This window comes from Shinella sp. SUS2, assembly GCF_001262505.1.
In the GTDB taxonomy this organism is placed as follows: domain Bacteria; phylum Pseudomonadota; class Alphaproteobacteria; order Rhizobiales; family Rhizobiaceae; genus Shinella.
Genome location: NZ_KQ410742.1, coordinates 82,650 through 101,013, shown reverse-complemented (window position 1 = coordinate 101,013; position 18,364 = coordinate 82,650). Strand labels below are relative to the sequence as shown.

16 protein-coding genes are annotated in these 18,364 nt (G+C 64.8%); 5 read left to right on the top strand and 11 right to left on the bottom strand.

The features are described from left to right. The first annotated feature begins 59 nt into the window (after nucleotides 1-59). Nucleotides 60-704, top strand: a complete 645-nt coding sequence (locus AKG11_RS26625; RefSeq protein ID WP_023514624.1) for a LysE family translocator — start codon at nucleotides 60-62, stop codon at nucleotides 702-704. A 19-nt stretch (nucleotides 705-723) separates the two neighbouring features. Here AKG11_RS26625 and ispG read toward each other — a convergent pair whose 3' ends face one another. The 8 genes from ispG to AKG11_RS26585 form a co-directional block, all read right to left on the bottom strand. After that, complete coding sequence (gene ispG / locus AKG11_RS26620) at nucleotides 724-1,977, bottom strand: flavodoxin-dependent (E)-4-hydroxy-3-methylbut-2-enyl-diphosphate synthase (protein ID WP_023514623.1); 1,254 nt, start codon at nucleotides 1,975-1,977, stop codon at nucleotides 724-726. Between the two features lie 137 nt (nucleotides 1,978-2,114). After that, complete coding sequence (locus AKG11_RS26615) at nucleotides 2,115-3,308, bottom strand: MFS transporter (RefSeq protein WP_023514622.1); 1,194 nt, start codon at nucleotides 3,306-3,308, stop codon at nucleotides 2,115-2,117. 33 nt (nucleotides 3,309-3,341) lie between these two features. Beyond that, nucleotides 3,342-4,115: a DeoR/GlpR family DNA-binding transcription regulator gene (locus AKG11_RS26610; RefSeq protein ID WP_023514621.1), complete on the bottom strand. Its 774-nt coding sequence runs from the start codon at nucleotides 4,113-4,115 to the stop codon at nucleotides 3,342-3,344. Between the two features lie 155 nt (nucleotides 4,116-4,270). Beyond that, entirely contained in the window at nucleotides 4,271-5,131 is an 861-nt protein-coding gene (locus AKG11_RS26605) for an RNA polymerase factor sigma-32 (protein ID WP_023514620.1), read from the bottom strand. 262 nt (nucleotides 5,132-5,393) lie between these two features. Further along, on the bottom strand, nucleotides 5,394-5,963 hold the full coding sequence (locus AKG11_RS26600) for a CarD family transcriptional regulator (protein ID WP_024271261.1): 570 nt from the start codon (nucleotides 5,961-5,963) through the stop codon (nucleotides 5,394-5,396). A gap of 369 nt (nucleotides 5,964-6,332) precedes the next feature. Then, nucleotides 6,333-6,671 carry a ferredoxin FdxA gene (fdxA, locus tag AKG11_RS26595; RefSeq protein ID WP_037408747.1) on the bottom strand — a complete coding sequence of 113 codons (339 nt, stop codon included), beginning with the start codon at nucleotides 6,669-6,671 and terminating at the stop codon, nucleotides 6,333-6,335. 192 nt (nucleotides 6,672-6,863) lie between these two features. Continuing rightward, entirely contained in the window at nucleotides 6,864-7,283 is a 420-nt protein-coding gene (locus tag AKG11_RS26590) for an RNA-binding S4 domain-containing protein (protein WP_023516900.1), read from the bottom strand. Nucleotides 7,284-7,287: 4 nt separating this feature from the next. After that, entirely contained in the window at nucleotides 7,288-10,338 is a 3,051-nt protein-coding gene (locus AKG11_RS26585; protein ID WP_050746102.1) for a helicase-related protein, read from the bottom strand. Between the two features lie 377 nt (nucleotides 10,339-10,715). On the opposite strand from AKG11_RS26585, the gene AKG11_RS26580 reads away from it, so the two are divergent. Next, nucleotides 10,716-11,036, top strand: a complete 321-nt coding sequence (locus AKG11_RS26580; protein WP_050746101.1) for a low molecular weight protein tyrosine phosphatase family protein — start codon at nucleotides 10,716-10,718, stop codon at nucleotides 11,034-11,036. Nucleotides 11,037-11,133: 97 nt separating this feature from the next. Here the strand turns inward: AKG11_RS26580 and thpR are convergent, their stop codons facing one another. Together thpR and AKG11_RS26570 are read right to left on the bottom strand one after the other, a co-directional pair. Further along, nucleotides 11,134-11,715: an RNA 2',3'-cyclic phosphodiesterase gene (gene thpR, locus AKG11_RS26575; RefSeq protein ID WP_024271264.1), complete on the bottom strand. Its 582-nt coding sequence runs from the start codon at nucleotides 11,713-11,715 to the stop codon at nucleotides 11,134-11,136. A gap of 82 nt (nucleotides 11,716-11,797) precedes the next feature. Further along, complete coding sequence (locus AKG11_RS26570; protein ID WP_050746100.1) at nucleotides 11,798-12,442, bottom strand: arylesterase; 645 nt, start codon at nucleotides 12,440-12,442, stop codon at nucleotides 11,798-11,800. A 59-nt stretch (nucleotides 12,443-12,501) separates the two neighbouring features. Here AKG11_RS26570 and AKG11_RS26565 point away from each other — a divergent pair, with 59 nt between their 5' ends. The 3 genes from AKG11_RS26565 to AKG11_RS26555 all read left to right on the top strand — a co-directional run bounded on the left by AKG11_RS26565 (nucleotide 12,502) and on the right by AKG11_RS26555 (nucleotide 16,690). Continuing rightward, on the top strand, nucleotides 12,502-13,218 hold the full coding sequence (locus AKG11_RS26565; RefSeq protein ID WP_050746099.1) for an ABC transporter ATP-binding protein: 717 nt from the start codon (nucleotides 12,502-12,504) through the stop codon (nucleotides 13,216-13,218). After that, nucleotides 13,215-15,767 (top strand): ABC transporter permease, encoded by a 2,553-nt coding sequence (locus AKG11_RS26560; protein WP_050746098.1) that lies wholly within the window; start codon nucleotides 13,215-13,217, stop codon nucleotides 15,765-15,767. The genes AKG11_RS26565 and AKG11_RS26560 overlap by 4 nt, the downstream gene beginning before the upstream one ends. Nucleotides 15,768-15,946: 179 nt before the next feature. After that, nucleotides 15,947-16,690 (top strand): Bax inhibitor-1/YccA family protein, encoded by a 744-nt coding sequence (locus AKG11_RS26555; protein WP_024271266.1) that lies wholly within the window; start codon nucleotides 15,947-15,949, stop codon nucleotides 16,688-16,690. A gap of 72 nt (nucleotides 16,691-16,762) precedes the next feature. Here the strand turns inward: AKG11_RS26555 and AKG11_RS26550 are convergent, their stop codons facing one another. Continuing rightward, nucleotides 16,763-18,199: a M48 family metalloprotease gene (locus tag AKG11_RS26550; protein WP_245290249.1), complete on the bottom strand. Its 1,437-nt coding sequence runs from the start codon at nucleotides 18,197-18,199 to the stop codon at nucleotides 16,763-16,765. Nucleotides 18,200-18,364 lie beyond the last annotated feature (165 nt).

Genomic DNA, 18,364 nt, shown 5'->3' with positions numbered 1-18,364 from the left:
CTCCCGCTAGGCGGTGAAAAGGCGATCGGCTATCGTCTGCCGATAGCCACCGGTGCCTCATGACCGATCTCACACCCTACCTGCCGCAGCTCGCCGTCGCCTGGACGGCCTATTTCATCGCCACGGCATCGCCGGGGCCGGCGATCATCGCCATCATCGCGACCTCGATCAGCCGGGGCCGACGGGCCGGACTGGCACTGGCCTGCGGGGTGCTGACGGGATCCTATATCTGGGCCATCCTCACGGCTTCCGGCCTTTCCGCCCTTATTCGTACCTATGGCGAGGCGATCGTCGTCCTGAAGATCGTCGGCGGCTGCTATCTGCTCTGGCTGGCGTGGAATGCCTGGCGTGCGGCGCGCCGGAGCGAGGAGGTCTATCGCATGCAGATGGCCGCAATGCCCGCGCTGTCGCCGCGCCGGCAGTATCTCAAGGGCCTCGGCATCCACATCACCAATCCAAAGGCGATCTTCAACTGGATCATGCTGACGTCGCTCGGCATGCCGCCGGGCGCGCCGGGCGAGGTCATGGCGACGTTCATTGCCGGCTGCATGGCAATCGGGGTCTGCGTCTTCCTCGGCTTCGCGCTGGTCTTTTCGCTCGGCCCGGTGCACCGGGCCTATCTCAGGGCGCGCCGCGCCATAGAGGGCGTCATGGCCGCCTTCTTCGCCTTTGCCGGCTTCAAGCTGCTGACGGCACGGCTGTGATCGCGCAAGGGCAGCCCGCCTATTCGGCGGCTGCCTGGCCCTGGCCGTAGCGCTTTTCGATATAGTCGTTGACCAGCGTCTCGAATTCGCCGGCGATATTGGTGCCGCGCAGCGTCATCGCCTTCTTGCCGTCGACATAGACGGGGGCGATCGGCAGTTCGCCGGTGCCGGGCAGCGAGATGCCGATATCGGCATGTTTGCTTTCGCCGGGCCCGTTGACGATGCAGCCCATGACCGCGACCTTCAGCCCCTCGACGCCCGGATATTTTTCCCGCCAGACCGGCATGTTCTTGCGGATATCGTCCTGGATCTTCTGGGCGAGCTCCTGGAAGACCGTGGAGGTGGTGCGCCCGCAGCCCGGACAGGCGGCGACGACGGGAATGAACTGGCGAAAGCCCATGACCTGCAGCAGTTCCTGCGCCACCTGCACCTCGCGGGTGCGGTCGCCGCCGGGCTCGGGCGTCAGCGAGATGCGGATCGTGTCGCCGATGCCCTGCTGCATGAGAATGCCCAGCGAGGCGGAGGAGGCGACGACACCCTTCGTGCCCATGCCGGCTTCCGTCAGGCCGAGATGCAGCGCATGGTCGGAGCGCGCCGACAGCATCGCATAGACGGCGATGAGGTCCTGCACGTTGGAGACCTTCGCCGAGAGGATGATATGGTCGCGGGCAAGGCCGATCTCTTCGGCAAGCTCGGCGGACAGCAGCGCGGACTGGCAGATCGCCTCGCGCATCACCTGCTGGGCGGTCAGGGGAAAGCCCTTGTCCTGGTTCTCGTCCATCAGCCGGGTCAGGAGCTCCTGGTCGAGGGAGCCCCAGTTGACGCCGATGCGGACCGGCTTGTCGTGGCGGATCGCCGTCTCGACGATCGCGGCGAACTGCTTGTCTTTCTTGTCCTTGAAACCGACATTGCCGGGATTGATGCGGTATTTCGCCAGCGCCTCGGCGCAGGCCGGATGATCGGCGAGCAGCTTGTGACCGATATAGTGGAAGTCGCCGACGAGTGGCACGTCCATGCCGAGCCTGAGCAGGCGCTCGCGGATCTTCGGCACCGCCGCCGCGCTCTCGTCGCGGTCGACCGTGATGCGCACGATCTCCGAGCCGGCGCGGTGAAGGGCCGCGACTTGCGCCACCGTCCCGTCGATATCGGCCGTATCCGTATTGGTCATCGACTGCACGACGACAGGTGCGCCACCGCCGACGAGCACGCCGCCGACATCGACGCCGACGGACTGGCGCCGCGGCTTCGGTTCAAAGTCGAAGGAGAAGGACATTCGGGAGCCTCTTGCTCGAAAACCGGCCGCATGGGGCATCGCTCGCGCGGCCTTTGCCCTCAGGTGGATCAGGAAACCGGGCTTGTCAACCGTCGGGGCCGGAACGCGCGACGATTTGATCGCCGCGCGTCCTGCGTTCAGGGGCGTTCGCGCACGTCGGCATGCACGGCGTGGTGCGAGAGCAGCAGCACAACGACGAAGAGCACCGGCAAAAGGGCGAAGATGATGGAAAAGCCCGTATGTTCGGCGATGAAACCGATGACGGAGGGGGCGAAGAGCGAGCCGGAATAGCCCATCACCGTCGCGACGGAGAGTGCCACACCCTGGGCAAAGCCCGGCAGGTTGCCGGCGGCGGAAAAGGCGATCGGCACCATGTTGGAGATGCCGATGCCGCAGATGGCGAAGCCGAGCATGGCCATATAGGCATTCGGCGCCAGCCCCGCGACCACCATGCCGATCATCGCCATGACGGTGCAGAAACGCAGCGTCTTCACTGCGCCGAAACGGTCGCGCACATGGTCGCCGGCAAAGCGCATGGCGGCCATGGTGAGCGAGAAGGCGCCGAAGGCGAAGCCCGAGAGCGCCAGCGAAGCGCCGAGTTCGTCGCGCATGTAGAGCGCGCCCCAATCAAGGATCGCGCCTTCCGGCACCATGGAGAACAGCGCCATGAGGCCGATCATCCAGGGCAGCAGCGTCATCGGCAGGCGCACCTTCTGGCGCTCCTCGTTCGGATGCGGCGCATCGTGCAGCACGAAGGGCCAGGTAACGGCGAGCGTGGCGGCGCCCAGCACGGTCAGCAGGACCGCATGGCCCAACACGCCGAGCGTCTCGATGAGGAAGCCGCCGGTTGTGGCGCCGATAAAGGCGCCGAGGCTCCAGAAGGCATGGCAGGACGACATGATCGCGCGCCGCATGGATTTTTCGACCTCGACCGCATTGCCATTCATCGCCACATCCATGGCGCCCATCAGGCCACCGAAGAGGAAGATGGCGAGCGCGCCGAGCGGAACGGTCGGGGCAAGGGACAGCAGAATGAGGGGCAACAGGAAGAGGACGGATGCTGCCTTCACCGTACGGGTGGTGCCGTAATGCGCGATCAGGAAACCGGCGATCGGCATCAGCACGAGCGAGCCGATGCCGAAGCACATGATCATCAGACCGAGGCCGGATTCGGAGAGCGACAGGCGGCTGGCGAATTCCGGGATCTTGGGTGCCCAGGCGCCGGCGAAGGTGCCGTTCAGCAGGAAAAGGCTGGAGACCGCCAGCCGTGTCGGCGGGAAGGCGGTTTTCGCGAAGCTGCTGCCTTTGATGGCATTTTCGGGCGTCGTCATGGGAGGTCCGTTTCAGGATGCTGGGAGAGGCGCCTATCCGGCCCGCAGGGTGTCGATGCCGGCGGCGGCGAGCACCGCCGCCTCCGTTTCACCCGCATCCGCCTCGATCACGGCGCTTGCCACGCGGGACAGGGGGGCGACAGAATAGGGAGCTGCGGTGAAAAGCTTGTCATTGGTGACGATGACGATCACCGTCCGGCTGCGGGAGGCGACGAAACGCTTGAATTCCGCCTCCTCGAAGCTGTCGGCTGTGACGCCGGCCTCGGGATCGATGCCGCAGACGCCGAGCACCAGCACGTCCGGCCGAAGGGCCTCGGCGTCCCGCATCGCCTTGGCGCCGATCGCCGCGCCCGAGCGGGCATCGATCAGTCCACCAAGCTGGATCGTCGTGATGTCGTGCTCGAGCAGCGCGGCCGCAATGGCCGGCCCGTTGGTCGCGACGGTGAGGCCTGCGGCTTGTGGCAGGGCGCGGGCGAGCGCGACATTGGTGCTGCCGGCATCGAGAAAGACGGTGGCGCCGGCGGGGATGAGGCCGGCGGCGGTGCGGGCGAGCGCTGCCTTGCGCTCACCGGCGATCGCCATGCGCTCGTTCATCGTGGTGGAGGCGTGCGTCATGCGCAGTGCGCCGCCATAGACCCGGCGGCAGAGGCCGGAGGCGGCCATTTCACGCAGATCTCGCCGGATCGTGTCTTCCGACACGCCCAGCTCCTGCGCCAGTTCCGCCGCGATGACCCGCCCCGAAAGGTCGAGCCGCGCGCGGATCAGGTCTTGTCGTTCCCCGAGCAGAAGAAGGTCCTGTCCAGACATTACCGAATCCAATCGTGCATGATTGCGTAGCAATGCGCACAAGTCGGCAGAAACGTCAATGAACGGGGACAATCACATTTGATTGCTGTCCGAAACGGGGCGGTTTTACAGAGGGGGCCGGAAACGAGCGGAGGCCCCCTTGGGGAAGCCCGCCGTCAGGCGTAGGCGAAGTCCGTGGTCTTGCCGACCAGAACGGAGCGTAGCTTCTCCAGCGCGCGGTTTTCGATCTGGCGCACGCGTTCCTTGGAAATGCCGAGCACGGCGCCGAGTTCCTCGAGCGTTGCTCCGTTTTCCGCCAGTCGCCGGGCACGAATGATCTTCATTTCACGCTCGTTAAGCTGGCCGAGGGCGGCGTGTAGCCAGTGATGGCGGCGTTCGCCGTCGATGCTGCCTTCCGCCTGCTCGTCGGGAAGCGGTGCGTCACTGGTGAGAAAATCGAGCCGGTTTGAGCCTTCGCCTTCGGCGGAGGAGATTGGCGCCTGGAGCGAAACATCGGAGGAGGAAAGGCGGGCATCCATGGTGCGCACGTCGGCGGTGCTGACCCCGAGCGCGGCGGCGATCTCCTGATGCATCGCCTCGGCGGTGAGGTGGGTGTCGCCGCGCGCAAGGCGCGCGCGCAGGCGTCGCAGGTTGAAGAAGAGCGCCTTCTGCGCCGAACTGGTGCCGCCGCGTACGATCGACCAGTTGCGCAACACATAGTCCTGGATGGAGGCGCGGATCCACCAGCTGGCATAGGTGGAAAAGCGGACCTGCCGTTCCGGTTCGAAACGGGCGGCCGCCTCCAGAAGGCCGATGTAGCCTTCCTGCACGAGGTCGCCCAACGGAAGGCCGAAATTCCGGAACTTTCCGGCCATGGAAACCACCAGCCGCATATGGGCCATGGCGATGCGGTTGCGCGCTTCCTGATCCTTGTTGTTCTTCCAGGCCTGGGCGAGTGCCTGCTCTTCGTCCCGTTCGAGATAGGGCGCGGACATTGCGAGCTTGATCATGCGGCGGTCTGCGGTCGTCGTAGCCATGGGGGTCTCTCCACGTTAACCGAACCGGCGCAAGGAGGCCTGTTTCTGCCTCTGGTCTTGCGCCCTGCTTGATGATGACGTTTCGTAAAGGCCGGCGGATCGCTCGAAATCGGCTTTCAAGAAAATAAAGTGGCGAGCCACCTCCGCGGCCGCCCGAAGCCGGTCGTCTTCGGGGTGGAAAACGACCCAGGGCCGGAAAAGTTCCCACAAAAAAACCCGGCTGTTGCCAGCCGGGCTTTAAAATCGAACGTACCGCCCTAGATCAGGCCGCCTCGTCCTGCGAGTCGTCCTCGTCGATGGTCTTGCCGCGCTTCGGACCCTTGGCGAGGTTCGTTTCAACGAGGCGAACGGCTTCGGTTTCCGACATCTTGTTGACGGCGGCGATTTCACGGGCCATGCGGTCGAGCGCGGCTTCATAGAGCTGACGCTCGGAATAGGACTGTTCCGGCTGATTTTCCGCGCGGTAGAGGTCACGGACCACTTCGGCGATCGAGATCAGGTCACCCGAATTGATCTTGGCATCATATTCCTGCGCGCGGCGCGACCACATGGTGCGCTTCACGCGGGCCTTGCCCTGGACAACCTTCAGCGCGCGTTCGACGAAATCGGTCTCCGACAGTTTGCGCATGCCGATCGAAACGGCCTTGGCAACCGGCACCTTGAGACGCATCTTGTCCTTTTCGAAATCGATGACAAAGAGCTCAAGCTTCATGCCGGCGACTTCCTGCTCCTCGATGGCCACAATCTGGCCAACGCCGTGAGCGGGATAGACGATCGATTCACCGGTCTTGAAACCCTGGCGCGTGGAAGATTTCTTCTGCTGGGTCGTCATTCTGTTCAAATACTCCCTGTTACGCTCCCGGCATGGCCGGGTGGGTCCGGGGACCCGGGAAAGACGGGGGCACCGTTGCGGTGTCACCACTCTGGTCCGTCCGCCATGCGCAAAAAAGGTCCCTGGCGACGCGTTCACATTTGAGCAACCGGAGCTGCCTATGGGAGGTGAGCGGCGTTGAGGGATCGTTTGCTTTCGTGGTGGTGTTCGGGCACGCAAAATGCCGCGATGTGGATCAGTATCCGGACCCTACCACAAAAAAGTGCCGAAATCAATAATTTGCTTCGCATGGGTCATCAAGCCTGTCCCATCGCCTTTTGACGGGAGCACGCTTTTTTCCCCAGCTTCGGTTGCCGCCTTATGCGGCGATCAATCGCCCTGGCCCGGATTGGGAGAGAAGTATTTCTCGTACTTGCCTTCCTCTCCGTCCATTTCCTTCGCTTCCGGCATCGCATCGCGCTTGACCGTGATGTTGGGCCAGACGGCGGCGAATTCCGTGTTGATCTTCAGCCATTTGTCGAGGCCCGGTTCGGTATCCGGCTTGATCGCCTCGGCGGGACATTCCGGTTCGCAGACACCGCAGTCGATGCATTCGTCGGGGTGGATGACGAGGAAATTCTCACCCTCGTAAAAACAGTCGACCGGGCACACTTCTACACAGTCCGTGTACTTGCAGCGAATGCAGTTGTCGGTCACGACATACGTCATGAGGAACTCCAGAATCGTCATAAGGCGGGCGCGGACGAGACCATCCGTCACCGCAGGATCCGTCACGCGATCGGCTTGCCGGACAAGGGAGACCGCGCGTATCGAGGGCCGTCCGGAGGCTGAGGTAAAGGCTTTGCGGGCGGTTTGCAAGCGTAATACATGCGCCGCCGGGCGCTTGCGAGGTATAGAATTCTAATCCTCGTCGTCGCCGGGAAAACCGTGCAGGCGGTCTGTTTCGCGGCGTTCCCGCTTGGTGGGCCGGCCTGCGCCGCGCTCGCGTGTCGCCTGCTCGAAAAGTGAGCGTTCCTCGCGCGGCGGCGGGGGCGGCGTCATGTCGCTGTAGAGAAGGCGGGCCTCCTCGTAGGGTCCGCGGCGCTCGCCCGAATGCAGCACCTTCACGACCATGTCGTGTCGGTCGAGCGAGATCAGCACGACATCGCCGGGGTGCACTATATGCGAGGGCTGGCGGATTTTCTGGCCGTTGATGCTGACATCGCCCGCTTCTACGGATTTCGCCGCCAGCGAGCGGGATTTGCGCAGCCGCGCGAAGAACAGCCACTTGTCGATGCGCTGTCGCGCCTGACCCGCCGGCTGCTCCTCGTTGCGTGCCATCGGCTTACTTCTTCAACTGCTCCTTGAGCGCTGCGAGCTTGGCGAAGGGAGAATCCGGGTCGATCGGCTTTTCCTTGCGGGGCGGTCGGGCCTCGAACTTCGCCTGCTGCGGCTTGCCGCCGCGATCGTTGCGATCGGGGCGGTGCTCGTTTCGATCGGGGCGGTTTCCGCCCTGCGGCTTTCCGTCGCGGCCCTTGGCCTGATCGGGGCGGCCGCGGCCGCCGTCACGCCGCTCGCCGCGTTCGCCGGCCGGCTGGCCGCGATGGCGATCACCGCCGCGCCGCTCGCCCTGACCCTGACGCTCGCCCTGGCGATCCCCATGGCGCTCGCCGCCCTGGCGGTGACCCTGGCGCTGGTTGTCGTGGCGAGAGCCCGGACGCCAGAGCAGCACCGGCTTCACTTCGACCGGTTCGCCTTCGACGATACCTTCTGTCGGTGCTTCCGCGCTCTCGGTGGCCGGAGCCTCCGTCGGTGCAGCCGAAGCCTCTGCGGCAGCGACAGGTGCGTCGTTGTCGCTCTCCGCCGCGTCGGCATCGTGTTCGTCGGAGATTTCCGCGCTCGCCTCGGCCGGGGCTGCGGCGGCTGCATCGGCCGGTGCCTGCGCGGCGAGATGGGCGGCGACCTCTTCTGCCTTTACGCTATCAGCACGGTAGCCGAGGCCCTTCAGGATTTCTTCCATGTCGTCCGGCGTCGCACCGAGAATGGAGAGCATGGCGGTCGTCGCCATGAAACGGCGGCCGTCATAGGCGCCCTCGGGGCGCGGCGTGCCCGATTTCCACTGCAGCAGTGGGCGAATGAGGTCGGCAAGGCGCTCGAGAATGTCGATGCGCACGGCCCGCTTGCCGAGGAAGCGGAAGCCGGCAAGCTTGTAGAAGGCGCGCTCGAAGCTCGGATCGGTGACGACCGAGGTGCGGCCGGCGGCGAGCACCGGGATGAGGTCGCCGTATCCCGGCTTGTCGAGGCCGTCGTTCTTCAGCGCCCAGAGCAAGGTGATGAGTTCGGCCGGGGCGGGCTTCAGAAGCGCCGGCATGAAGATATGGTAGGCGCCGAAGCGGATGCCGTGCTTGCGGATCGATGCGCGGGCTTCCTGGTCGAGCGACTTCACGTCTTCCGCCACGTCGCGGCGGAAGAGCACGCCGAGATTTTCGACGAGCTGGAAAGCGAGGCCCTTGGCGAGGCCCTGCAGGTCTTCCGCGCGCGAAAGGTCGTCGAGCGGCTTCAGCACGGTCGCGATGTGGTGGTTCACGAAGCGCTCGATGCGGGCGGCGACGTGGTCGCGCGCATTGCCGGTCAGCTGCTCGTCGGAGAGCAGGATGACGCGCGGACGCATGACATGGTCGCTCGCCGTCAGGCGTGCGACGGGATCGCCGAGCCAGCGCACGGTGCCGTCGGAGCCGAGCGCGAGGTCGCCGTTGCCGGCAGCATGCAGGCGTGCGGCCCGGGCTTCGAACTCCAGCGCGAGCGCCTTCTGTGCAGCCGTCTGCACGGCCTTCGCATCGGGGCCTTCTGTTCCGGAGGCCAGCGTAAACCGGAAACCGGCCAACTGCCCGACATGATGTCCCTCTACGAAGACATCGCCATTCACACTGATTTCAGCTTCCAGCATCGCATTCTCTCTCAGGCGCTTCATGAGCACAGATGTCCTGCGATCAACAAAGCGTTTCGTCAACCGTTCATGTAGCGCATCGGACAATCGGTCTTCGATTTCCCGCGTCTTTTCCTGCCAGTGTGTCGGATCGGCAAGCCATCCGGGCCGATTCGACACATAGGTCCACGTCCTTATCTGTGCGATTCGCGCCGAAAGCGTGTCAATCTCGCCATCGGTTCGATCGGCGCGGCGCACCTGATCGGCCATGAAATCTTCGTTAACCGTGCCGCGCTTTACCAGATCCGCGTAGAGCGTCGAGATGAGGTCGGCGTGCTGGGCGGGGGTAATGCGGCGGTAGTCGGGAAGTGCGCAAGCCTCCCAGAGCTTTTCGACGCGCTCGGGTGTCGTCGCAAGGTCGCGGACGTCGGGGTAACGCGACAGGTGCTCCAGTGCCTGCTGGTCGACGGCCGGCAACGCCCGCGTCAGCCCGCCGATCGGCGGCGGGGCATCGAGCGACTTGCGCAGGTTCACGAGGGAAGAATAGTCGAAGCGGGGCGTGCGCCATTGCAGCACGCGCACAGGGTCGAACTGATGCGTCTCGATGCGCTTGACCAGCTCGTCGTCGAACGGATCGACACGGCCCGTCACGCCAAAGGTGCCGTCGCGCAGGTGCCGCCCGGCGCGGCCGGCGATCTGTGCGAGTTCCGCGGGATTGAGGTTGCGGAACTGGTAGCCGTCGAACTTGCGGTCCTGCGCGAAGGCGACATGGTCGACGTCGAGGTTCAGACCCATGCCGATCGCATCGGTGGCGACGAGATATTCGACGTCGCCTTCCTGGTAGAGCGCGACCTGCGCATTGCGGGTGCGGGGCGAGAGCGCGCCGAGCACGACGGCTGCTCCGCCACGCTGGCGGCGGATCAGCTCGGCGATCGCATAGACCTCGTCGGCCGAGAAGGCGACGATGGCCGTACGCTGCGGCAGGCGGGTGATCTTCTTGGAGCCGGCGTAGAAGAGCTGCGACAGCCGCGGGCGCTCCACCACATGGATGCCCGGCAGGAGCTGCTCCAGAATGGGCTTCATGGTGGCCGCACCGAGCAGCAGCGTCTCGTCGCGCCCTCTCAGATGCAGGACCCGGTCGGTGAAGATGTGGCCGCGTTCGAGATCGCCGGCAAGCTGCACCTCGTCGATCGCCACGAAGGAGGCGCGCGTCTCGCGCGGCATCGCCTCCACCGTGCAGACCGAATAGCGCGCCATATGCGGCGTGATCTTCTCCTCGCCGGTGACCAGCGCCACATTGTGCTGGCCGACCTTGTCGACGAGGCGCGTGTAGACCTCGCGCGCGAGAAGGCGCAGAGGCAGGCCGATAATGCCCGTCTCATGTGCCACCATGCGTTCGATTGCGTAGTGGGTCTTGCCCGTATTGGTCGGGCCGAGCACCGCGGTGACCCCGCGGCCGCTCAAGATCATGGGTGCTTGCGACAAGTCACGCCCCGGCAGGTTTCCATCTCCGCCGGACGCATCCGGCAGGCAACAGATGCCCATCGAGACGTCCGATGGCAAGGGGCAAGGCGAAAAGCGCCGCTTTTCTCGCGCTTCTGCGACCTTTGCGGAACAGTCTGCGAACGAATCGGAGACGAATCGCTGACTCCGGATGATTCAGGGTTTGTTCACCACAAGGGATTGACGTGATTCGGGTAGGTGCCGCGAAATGCTGAATCGGAACAAGGGGTGACGAAGGCGGTCCAGCGGAGGCCCATTCCGGCCGTGTTCATTCCGTGTTCTTGCGTGGACACCCGCATTTCCCGGGTGCTATCGCTGCGCGAAAGGCAGAAGAAAGAAAAACCATGCGCAATGTTCTCTTTGTGTGCAGCCAGAACAAGCTGCGAAGCCCGACGGCCGAACAGGTGTTCGCAAGCTGGCCGGACATCGAGGTTTCCTCCGCCGGCACGAACAACGACGCGGAAAATCCGCTCTCGGCAGAAGAGATCGGCTGGGCGGACATCATTTTCGTGATGGAGAAAGCCCATCGGAGCAAGGTCCAGGCAAAGTTCCGGTCTGCTCTCAAGGGTAAACGGCTCATCTGCCTGGATATTCCGGATGACTACGCGTTCATGGACCCCGCGCTGGTCCGGTTGCTGAAGACAAAAGTCCCTCAGCATCTATAGGTGTTGCGGCGGGAGTATCTAAAGGCCGGTTTGCCGGGCTCAGCTGCGGCAAAGGTCGCCTCAGGCCCGGGCCGATTGCCCTATGATGGCTTGCCGATCAAATCAGGTGATCGCGCAGGTCCGCGCTATCCCAGCCGCCGCCGGCCTCGTAGAGTGGGAAAACCTCTTCCGTGAGGTATGGCCCGCCACCGACGGATTCCTTCGAGGACATCAGCACGAAGCGGTTCACGGTGAAGGGGGCGGTGTAGAAATTGCCACGACCGGAAAGATAGTGGGCGACGTCCTCGGTGCGGGCATTGCGCAGGCGCGCGAGCGTGACGTGGGGAGTGAATTTGCGCGGATCGGCGGGAAGGCCGAGGCGCTGGCAGATGCGCTCGATCTCGCCCTGGAGGGCGTACATTTCCGGCGCCTGCGTCACCCCGGCGAAGACGGAATGCGGTTTCTTCGAGCCGAAGGAGCCCATGCCCGACAGGGCCAGCTGGAATTCCGGGCGCTCTATGCGGTCGAGCTTGTCGACCACCTCGTCGGCGGTGCGGCCGTCGATGTCGCCGATGAAACGCAAGGTAATGTGGAAGTTCTCGACATCGATCCAGCGGGCCCCGGGAAGTCCGCCTCTCAGCAAGGAGAGGCTCATGGCAGCATTGCGCGGCACTTCGAGGGCGACGAAAAGTCTCGGCATAGCGACTTCTCCCTGCTGGAATGTACTGTCAGCGAATCACGCAATGGATTTTTGCGCAACCCTTATTTCGCACCCGCGAAAACTACTCCTTCGCCGGTATCGATTTGATGAACGCTTCGGCGGCGGGAAGAATCGTCGCCACCATCACGTCCACCCCTTCGGAATTCGGATGCATGCCGTCCTCGAGCTGCAGGTTCGCCTTGGTGACGACCCCGTCCAGGAAAAAAGGATAGAGCGCGACGCCGTGTTTTTCCGCCATGCGCTGGTAGATGCCGTTGAAGCGCCCGCCGTATTCGGGGCCCATGTTCGGTGGTGCCAGCATGCCGGCAAGCAGCACTGCGATGCCGCGCTCCTTGAGACGCGTCAGCATGGCGTCGAGGTTCTTTTCCGTCTCTTCCGGTGGAATCCCGCGCAACGCGTCGTTGGCGCCGAGCTCCAGAATCACACCCTGCGTGCCTTCGGGGATCGACCAGTCGAGCCGGGCAAGGCCGCCGGAGCTGGTGTCGCCGGAAACGCCGGCATTGGCGATCTCGATCTCGTAGCCATTTTCGCGCAGCGCCTTTTCCAGCTTCACCGGAAAGGCATCCGCCGCGGGCAGTTGGTAGCCGGCCATCAGGCTGTCGCCGAAGCCGACGAGCTTCACCGGTTCCGCCCGGGCGCTGCCCACGGATAACAAAGCTGTGATTGCAAGTGAGGCGAAAAATGAAAGCGCCGCTTTAAACGACATGTCGCTGATCCTAGATTGCTGGCATTCCGGTTGTTTGAAGACATATAGGGCAGAATTCCTTGGCCAAAACCATCATCGATCTCAAAAAAGCCGATCTCACCCTCGGCCGGGCGGCCGCCTCCGTGCATGTGCTGAAGGGGATCGACCTTGTCATCGATGGCGGCGAATCGGTCGGTATCGTCGGCCCGTCCGGTTCGGGCAAGTCGACGCTCCTGATGGTGCTGGCCGGGCTCGAGCGGCTCGACAGTGGCGAGATCCATATCGACGGCGCGGGCCTGCACGGCATGAACGAGGACCAGGTGGCCGATTTCCGCGGCCGCAATGTCGGTATCGTCTTCCAGTCCTTCCATCTCATTCCCAACATGACCGCGCTGGAAAACGTCGCGGTGCCGCTGGAACTCGCCAATGTGCGGGACGCCTTCGAGATCGCCCGGCGGGAGCTGACGGCGGTCGGCCTCGGTGAGCGCCTGTCGCACTATCCCGGCCAGCTTTCGGGCGGCGAGCAGCAGCGCGTGGCGATCGCCCGGGCGCTCGCACCCTCGCCGAAGCTCTTGATCGCCGACGAGCCGACCGGCAACCTCGACACCGAGACGGGCCGGCAGATCGCCGACCTTCTTTTCGCCAAGCAGGCCGAGCGTGGTATGACGCTGGTGCTGGTGACGCATGATCCCTCGCTTGCCGCCCGGTGCAGCCGGCAGGTCGCCATGCGCTCCGGCGAGATCGTTTCCGGCGCAGCGCCCGTCAAGGCGACACTGGCAGAGGCGGTACCCGCATGAGGGTCGGCGCGGTCCTCAGGCAGGTTCCACTGGCGCTTCGCCTGGCGCTGCGCGAAATGCGTGGCGGCCTCAAGGGGTTCTACATCTTCCTCGCCTGCATCGCGCTCGGAACGGCGGCGATCGCGGGCGTCAATTCGGTGTCGAGCGCCATCACCCAGGCGATCGCCTCGCAGGGGCAGACCCTGCTTGCCGGTGACGTGCGCTTCGAATTCAACAACCGTTTCGCAACCCCGGAAGAGCTGAAGCACTTCCAGGGGCTCGGCGATGTTTCGCTGTCCTCCAGCCTGCGCTCCATGGCGCGCCTGCCCGATGGATCCGACCAGACGCTGGTCGAGGCCAAGGGTGTCGACGGCGCCTATCCGCTCTACGGCACGCTGGGAACCAGCCCGCAGCAGCCGTCCGCCACGCTCTTCGCGAAAGAGGGCGAGCGCTATGGCGCGGTCGTCGCGCCGCTGCTGCTCGACCGGCTCGGCATCGCCGTCGGCGACGAGATCCTGCTCGGCACGGCCCGTCTGAAGGTGACGGCGACGCTGGTTCGCGAGCCGGACGCGGTTTCGGAAGGTTTCGGCTTCGCGCCGCGGCTGATGGTCTCGGAAGAGGCTCTGCAGGCGAGCGGTCTCGTGCAGACCGGCAGTCTCGTAGAGAACGCCTATCGTATCCGGCTTGCCGATACCGACGTTTCGCTGGCGAAGGTGCGGGCGGATGCCACGAAAGCCTTCCCGAAGGCCGGCTGGTCGATCCGTACCTCCAACAGCGCGGCCCCTTCGCTGACCAACAACATCACGCGTTTCTCGCAGTTCCTGACGCTGGTCGGTCTGACGGCACTGATCGTTGGCGGTGTCGGTGTCGCCAATGCGGTGCGCGCCTATCTCGATTCCAAGCGCTCCGTCATCGCCACCTTCAAGTGCCTCGGTGCGCCGGCCTCGCTGGTCGCGCTGGTCTATCTCGCGCAGATCGCCCTGATCGCCGCGGTGGGCATCCTGATCGGCCTCGTGGCGGGTGCGCTGATGCCGATGGTGGCGATGCGCTTCCTCGACGGCGTGCTGCCGGTGCCGGCCGAGGCGACGATCTATCCTTCGGCGCTTCTGCTTGCCGCCGTCTTCGGTCTGCTGACGGCGCTCGCTTTCGCCATCATGCCACTCGGGAATGCCCGCGAGGTGCCGGCGACGGCGCTCTTCCGTGAGCAGGGATTCGAGACCGGCCGCCTGCCGAGCTGGCCCTATGTCGCGGGTGCGGCGGTCTTCCTTGCGGCGCTGGCCGGGCTCGCCATCGTCACGGCCTATGACCGCTACATCGCCATAGTCTTCCTCGGGGCAATTGCCTTTGCCTTCGTGGTCCTGCGTGTCGTTGCCATGCTGATCACCGCGATCGCGCGGCGCAGTCCGCGCGTCAATTCGCCGTCGCTGCGGCTTGCCATCGGCAATATCCATCGGCCCGGGGCGCTCACCTCGTCCGTCGTGCTGTCGCTCGGCCTCGGTCTTGCGCTCCTCGTCACGCTGACGCTGATCGACGGCAACCTGCGCCGGGAACTGACCGGCAATCTGCCGGAGCGCGCGCCGAACTTCTTCTTCGTCGATATCCAGGGCAGCGAACTGGACGGGTTCCGCACCGTGCTCCAGTCCAACATGCCCGACGGCAAGATCATCGAGGTGCCCATGCTGCGGGGCCGTGTCATGGAGCTGAACGGCGTCGAGGTCTCGAAGGTCAAGGTGCCGCCCGAAGGGCAGTGGGTGCTGCGCGGCGACCGCGGCATCACCTATGCCAAGCGCACGCCGGAAAACTCGACGCTTGCCGAGGGTGAATGGTGGCCGGAGGATTATTCCGGCGAGCCGCTCGTTTCCTTCGCCGCCGAGGAGGGCCGCGAGCTCGGGCTCAAGATCGGCGACAGTGTGACGGTCAATGTGCTCGGCCGCAACATCACGGCGCGCATCGCGAACTTCCGCAATGTCGAATGGGAATCGCTGTCGATCAATTTTGTCATGGTCTTCTCGCCGAACACCTTTGCCGGCGCGCCGCATGCGTGGCTGTCGACGGTGATTGACCCGCAGGCAACCGCCGAGCAGGAGGCGGCGACCCTGAAGGCAGTCACCAATGCCTTCCCGACGATCACCAGTGTGCGTGTCAAGGATGCGCTCGATGTGGTCAACGAGCTGGTCGGCCAGCTCGCCACTGCCATCCGGGCGGCGGCCGCCGTCGCGCTCATCGCCTCGATCCTCGTGCTCGCCGGGGCGCTTGCGGCCGGCAACCGGGCGCGCGTGCACGATGCCGTGGTGCTCAAGACGCTCGGCGCGACACGCGCTACGCTGATCCGTGCCTTCAGTTACGAATATCTGATGCTGGGTCTGGCGACGGCGCTCTTCGCGCTCTTTGCCGGCGGGGTGGCGGCCTGGTTCGTGGTGAGCCGCATCATGACGCTGCCATCGAGCTTCCTGCCCGACGTCGCCGTCATGACGGTCGTTACAGCCCTCGTCATGACCGTCGGCATCGGCCTTGCCGGGACCTGGCGCATTCTGGGGCAGAAGGCCGCGCCCGTGCTGCGCGAACTCTGACGATGCCGGGATCCGCGGTCTGCGAGGGGCGCGGGTCTTGTACGAGACACAATTCATGCGCATATTGTTTACAGGCAAGCTGGAGCCCCACAGCGGTTGCCCGGGCTCTCGCGCCGAACCCTCGGCGAATAAACGGGAACCCGACACCGTCATCACAGGGGGCTTTACGAGAGGAAAACATGGCTGATCTCCGCAACTACCAGACCCGAACGGCCAATGCCGGCGCTCAGGCCGGCGCGGTCGTCGACGAAGGCCTTCGCGCCTATATGCTCCGGGTCTACAACCTGATGGCTCTTGGTCTCGCGATCACCGGCGTGGTGGCTTATGCTGCTTCGCAGGCCGCTTTCGCCGACGGGCAGCTCACCGCCTTCGGCCAGGCGATCTATGTGAGCCCGCTGAAGTGGGTCGTGATGCTCGCCCCGCTGGCGCTGGTCTTCTTCCTGAGCTTCCGCATCCACACGATGAGCGTTGCGGCCGCGCAGGCGACCTTCTGGGTCTATGCCGGCTTGATGGGCCTGTCGCTGTCGTCGATTTTCCTGGTCTATACCGGCGCCAGCATCGCGCAGACTTTCTTCGTCTCCGCCGCCGCCTTCGGCGCCCTGTCGCTGTTCGGCTACACGACGAAGCGGGACCTGTCCGCGATGGGTTCGTTCCTGATCATGGGCCTGTTCGGCCTGATCATCGCCTCGCTCGTTAACCTGTTCCTGCAGTCATCGGCGCTCGACTTCGCGATCTCCGCGATCGGCGTGCTGGTCTTTGCAGGCCTGACGGCCTGGGACACGCAGAAGATCAAGGAAATGTATTTTGAAGCCGACGACGTCGCCGTGGCCGGCCGCAAGGCCATCATGGGCGCACTGACGCTCTACCTCGACTTCATCAACCTCTTCCTGTTCCTGCTGCGCTTTCTCGGCAATCGCGAGTAACGACGGCAGCCGGATGTGGCTGAAAAAAGAAACCCCGCCGGAGACGGCGGGGTTTTTGTTTGGGAGAAGCGATCACTCGCTGATGATCTTGAATTTTTCGCCGGTGCGGACGGTGCTCGCCGCCGTCATCGCGTTGATCAGACGGAAGAGGTCGAGTTTCCGATCCGTGCCCATCATCCGTCCGGCGAGCGAGGCGACGGTGTCGCCCGCCCGCGCGGTGACGACGCGTATGCGCAACGGCTTCAGCGAGGTGACTTCGGCCGGCGTCAGCTTGCGGAACGAGGCCTTGAGGATCGCCGCAGTCGGTTCCAGCGCCTTCGAGCCCATCGGCACGGCAGTCAGGAAGCGGTAGATCTGGTTGTCGATGCGCACGACCGTGACGTCGAACTCCCAGCGGTCGGCGGCGGCCTTGGCTGTGGCCGCCTCCAGCCCGTTGATCATGACGGGCTGGATCGTCTCCGGTCTGAGGCCGGTCACCCAGCCGCTCGAAATGTAGTTCACGAGGTCCTGCTTGCGGCTGTCGGCAACACCGTCGAAGCGGATCGCGACATCGCCGGGACCTGTCGCCAGCACCGCATCGGCCTTGTTGTCGATCTGGAAGCCGGCCGGCACGTCGAAGCGGATGCCGAGTTTGCCATGCAGGAAGGTCTGGCCGCGCACATAGCCCTCTTCCGGCGCATCGCCGTAGAGCAGGCCGTCGATGCCGGCGAGGTAGTAGTCCCGGCCGCGGTCGCCGATCGCGCCTTCCGCGCCGAAGGCGCGGGCATGCAGGCGCGCCAGCTCCACGCGCTGCGGTGCATTCGGGTGGCTCGACAGGAAGTCGAGGCTCTGGTCGGAATCGGGGTCGACGGCGGTGAAGCGGGCATAGGCCGCCATGGAATCGAGGAAGCGCGCCGCCGCATAGGGGTCGTAACCCGCCTCGCCCAGCATGCGCACGCCGATCACGTCGGCCTGGAGTTCCTGGTTGCGCGAGAAGGCGGCGAGGCGCATCTTTCCGCGCGCCAGGGCCTGCTTGCCGGCGATGTTGCTGGAGAGCACCTCGGCCACGACGCGGCTGGCGATGACCTCGGCCTCTTCCTTCTTCTGCCGCTCGATGCCGTGGTTGGCGGTGACGTGCGCCATTTCATGCGAGAGCACGGCCGCGACTTCCGAGGCGTCGTTGGCAAGCGCCAGCAGGCCGCGGGTGACGTAGAGATAGCCGCCCGGCAGCGCGAAGGCGTTGATCGCGGGCGAATTCAGGATGGTGATACGATAGGACTGGTTCGGGTTTTCCGAAACGAGCGTCAGCGCGCCGGCAATGCGCGCGACGAGCCGCTCGGTCTTGGCGTCCTTGTATTCGCCGCCGTAGCTGGCGACGATGCGCGGGTGCTCGCGGGCGCCCATCTGGGCGCGCGGGTCGTTCTTCTGCACCTCGTCGACGATCTGCGGGTTGGACGAGGGCGAGATCGTCGGTTCATAGGTCTGTTCGATGATGGACTGGCAGCCGGCAAGCAGCGTGCCGGCGAGCATCAGCGCCGCAAGGGGTCTCAAAACCCCGCGTCCGCGTACCGTTGCAGCTTCCTGCGTTGCTCTCGCCATATCTCTTGCCCACAGCCCGAACCGGGTCCTCGAATGGATGAGATAGACGCACCATACCCGGCCGGCAACTCCCGATTCGACAAACGCTTCCCTTGT

Excerpts from the sequence above, each read along its gene's own strand:
- AKG11_RS26555 (WP_024271266.1), top strand. The coding sequence starts at position 15,947 with ATGGCTGATCTCCGCAACTACCAGACCCGAACGGCCAATGCCGGCGCT.
- AKG11_RS26580 (WP_050746101.1), top strand. The coding sequence starts at position 10,716 with ATGCGCAATGTTCTCTTTGTGTGCAGCCAGAACAAGCTGCGAAGCCCG.
- AKG11_RS26625 (WP_023514624.1), top strand. The coding sequence starts at position 60 with ATGACCGATCTCACACCCTACCTGCCGCAGCTCGCCGTCGCCTGGACG.
- AKG11_RS26585 (WP_050746102.1), bottom strand. The coding sequence starts at position 10,338 with ATGATCTTGAGCGGCCGCGGGGTCACCGCGGTGCTCGGCCCGACCAAT.
- AKG11_RS26610 (WP_023514621.1), bottom strand. The coding sequence starts at position 4,115 with ATGTCTGGACAGGACCTTCTTCTGCTCGGGGAACGACAAGACCTGATC.
- thpR (WP_024271264.1), bottom strand. The coding sequence starts at position 11,715 with ATGCCGAGACTTTTCGTCGCCCTCGAAGTGCCGCGCAATGCTGCCATG.
- ispG (WP_023514623.1), bottom strand. The coding sequence starts at position 1,977 with ATGTCCTTCTCCTTCGACTTTGAACCGAAGCCGCGGCGCCAGTCCGTC.
- AKG11_RS26605 (WP_023514620.1), bottom strand. The coding sequence starts at position 5,131 with ATGGCTACGACGACCGCAGACCGCCGCATGATCAAGCTCGCAATGTCC.
- AKG11_RS26550 (WP_245290249.1), bottom strand. The coding sequence starts at position 18,199 with ATGCTCGCCGGCACGCTGCTTGCCGGCTGCCAGTCCATCATCGAACAG.
- AKG11_RS26615 (WP_023514622.1), bottom strand. The coding sequence starts at position 3,308 with ATGACGACGCCCGAAAATGCCATCAAAGGCAGCAGCTTCGCGAAAACC.
- fdxA (WP_037408747.1), bottom strand. The coding sequence starts at position 6,671 with ATGACGTATGTCGTGACCGACAACTGCATTCGCTGCAAGTACACGGAC.
- AKG11_RS26600 (WP_024271261.1), bottom strand. The coding sequence starts at position 5,963 with ATGACGACCCAGCAGAAGAAATCTTCCACGCGCCAGGGTTTCAAGACC.
- AKG11_RS26570 (WP_050746100.1), bottom strand. The coding sequence starts at position 12,442 with ATGTCGTTTAAAGCGGCGCTTTCATTTTTCGCCTCACTTGCAATCACA.
- AKG11_RS26590 (WP_023516900.1), bottom strand. The coding sequence starts at position 7,283 with ATGGCACGCAACGAGGAGCAGCCGGCGGGTCAGGCGCGACAGCGCATC.
- AKG11_RS26560 (WP_050746098.1), top strand. The coding sequence starts at position 13,215 with ATGAGGGTCGGCGCGGTCCTCAGGCAGGTTCCACTGGCGCTTCGCCTG.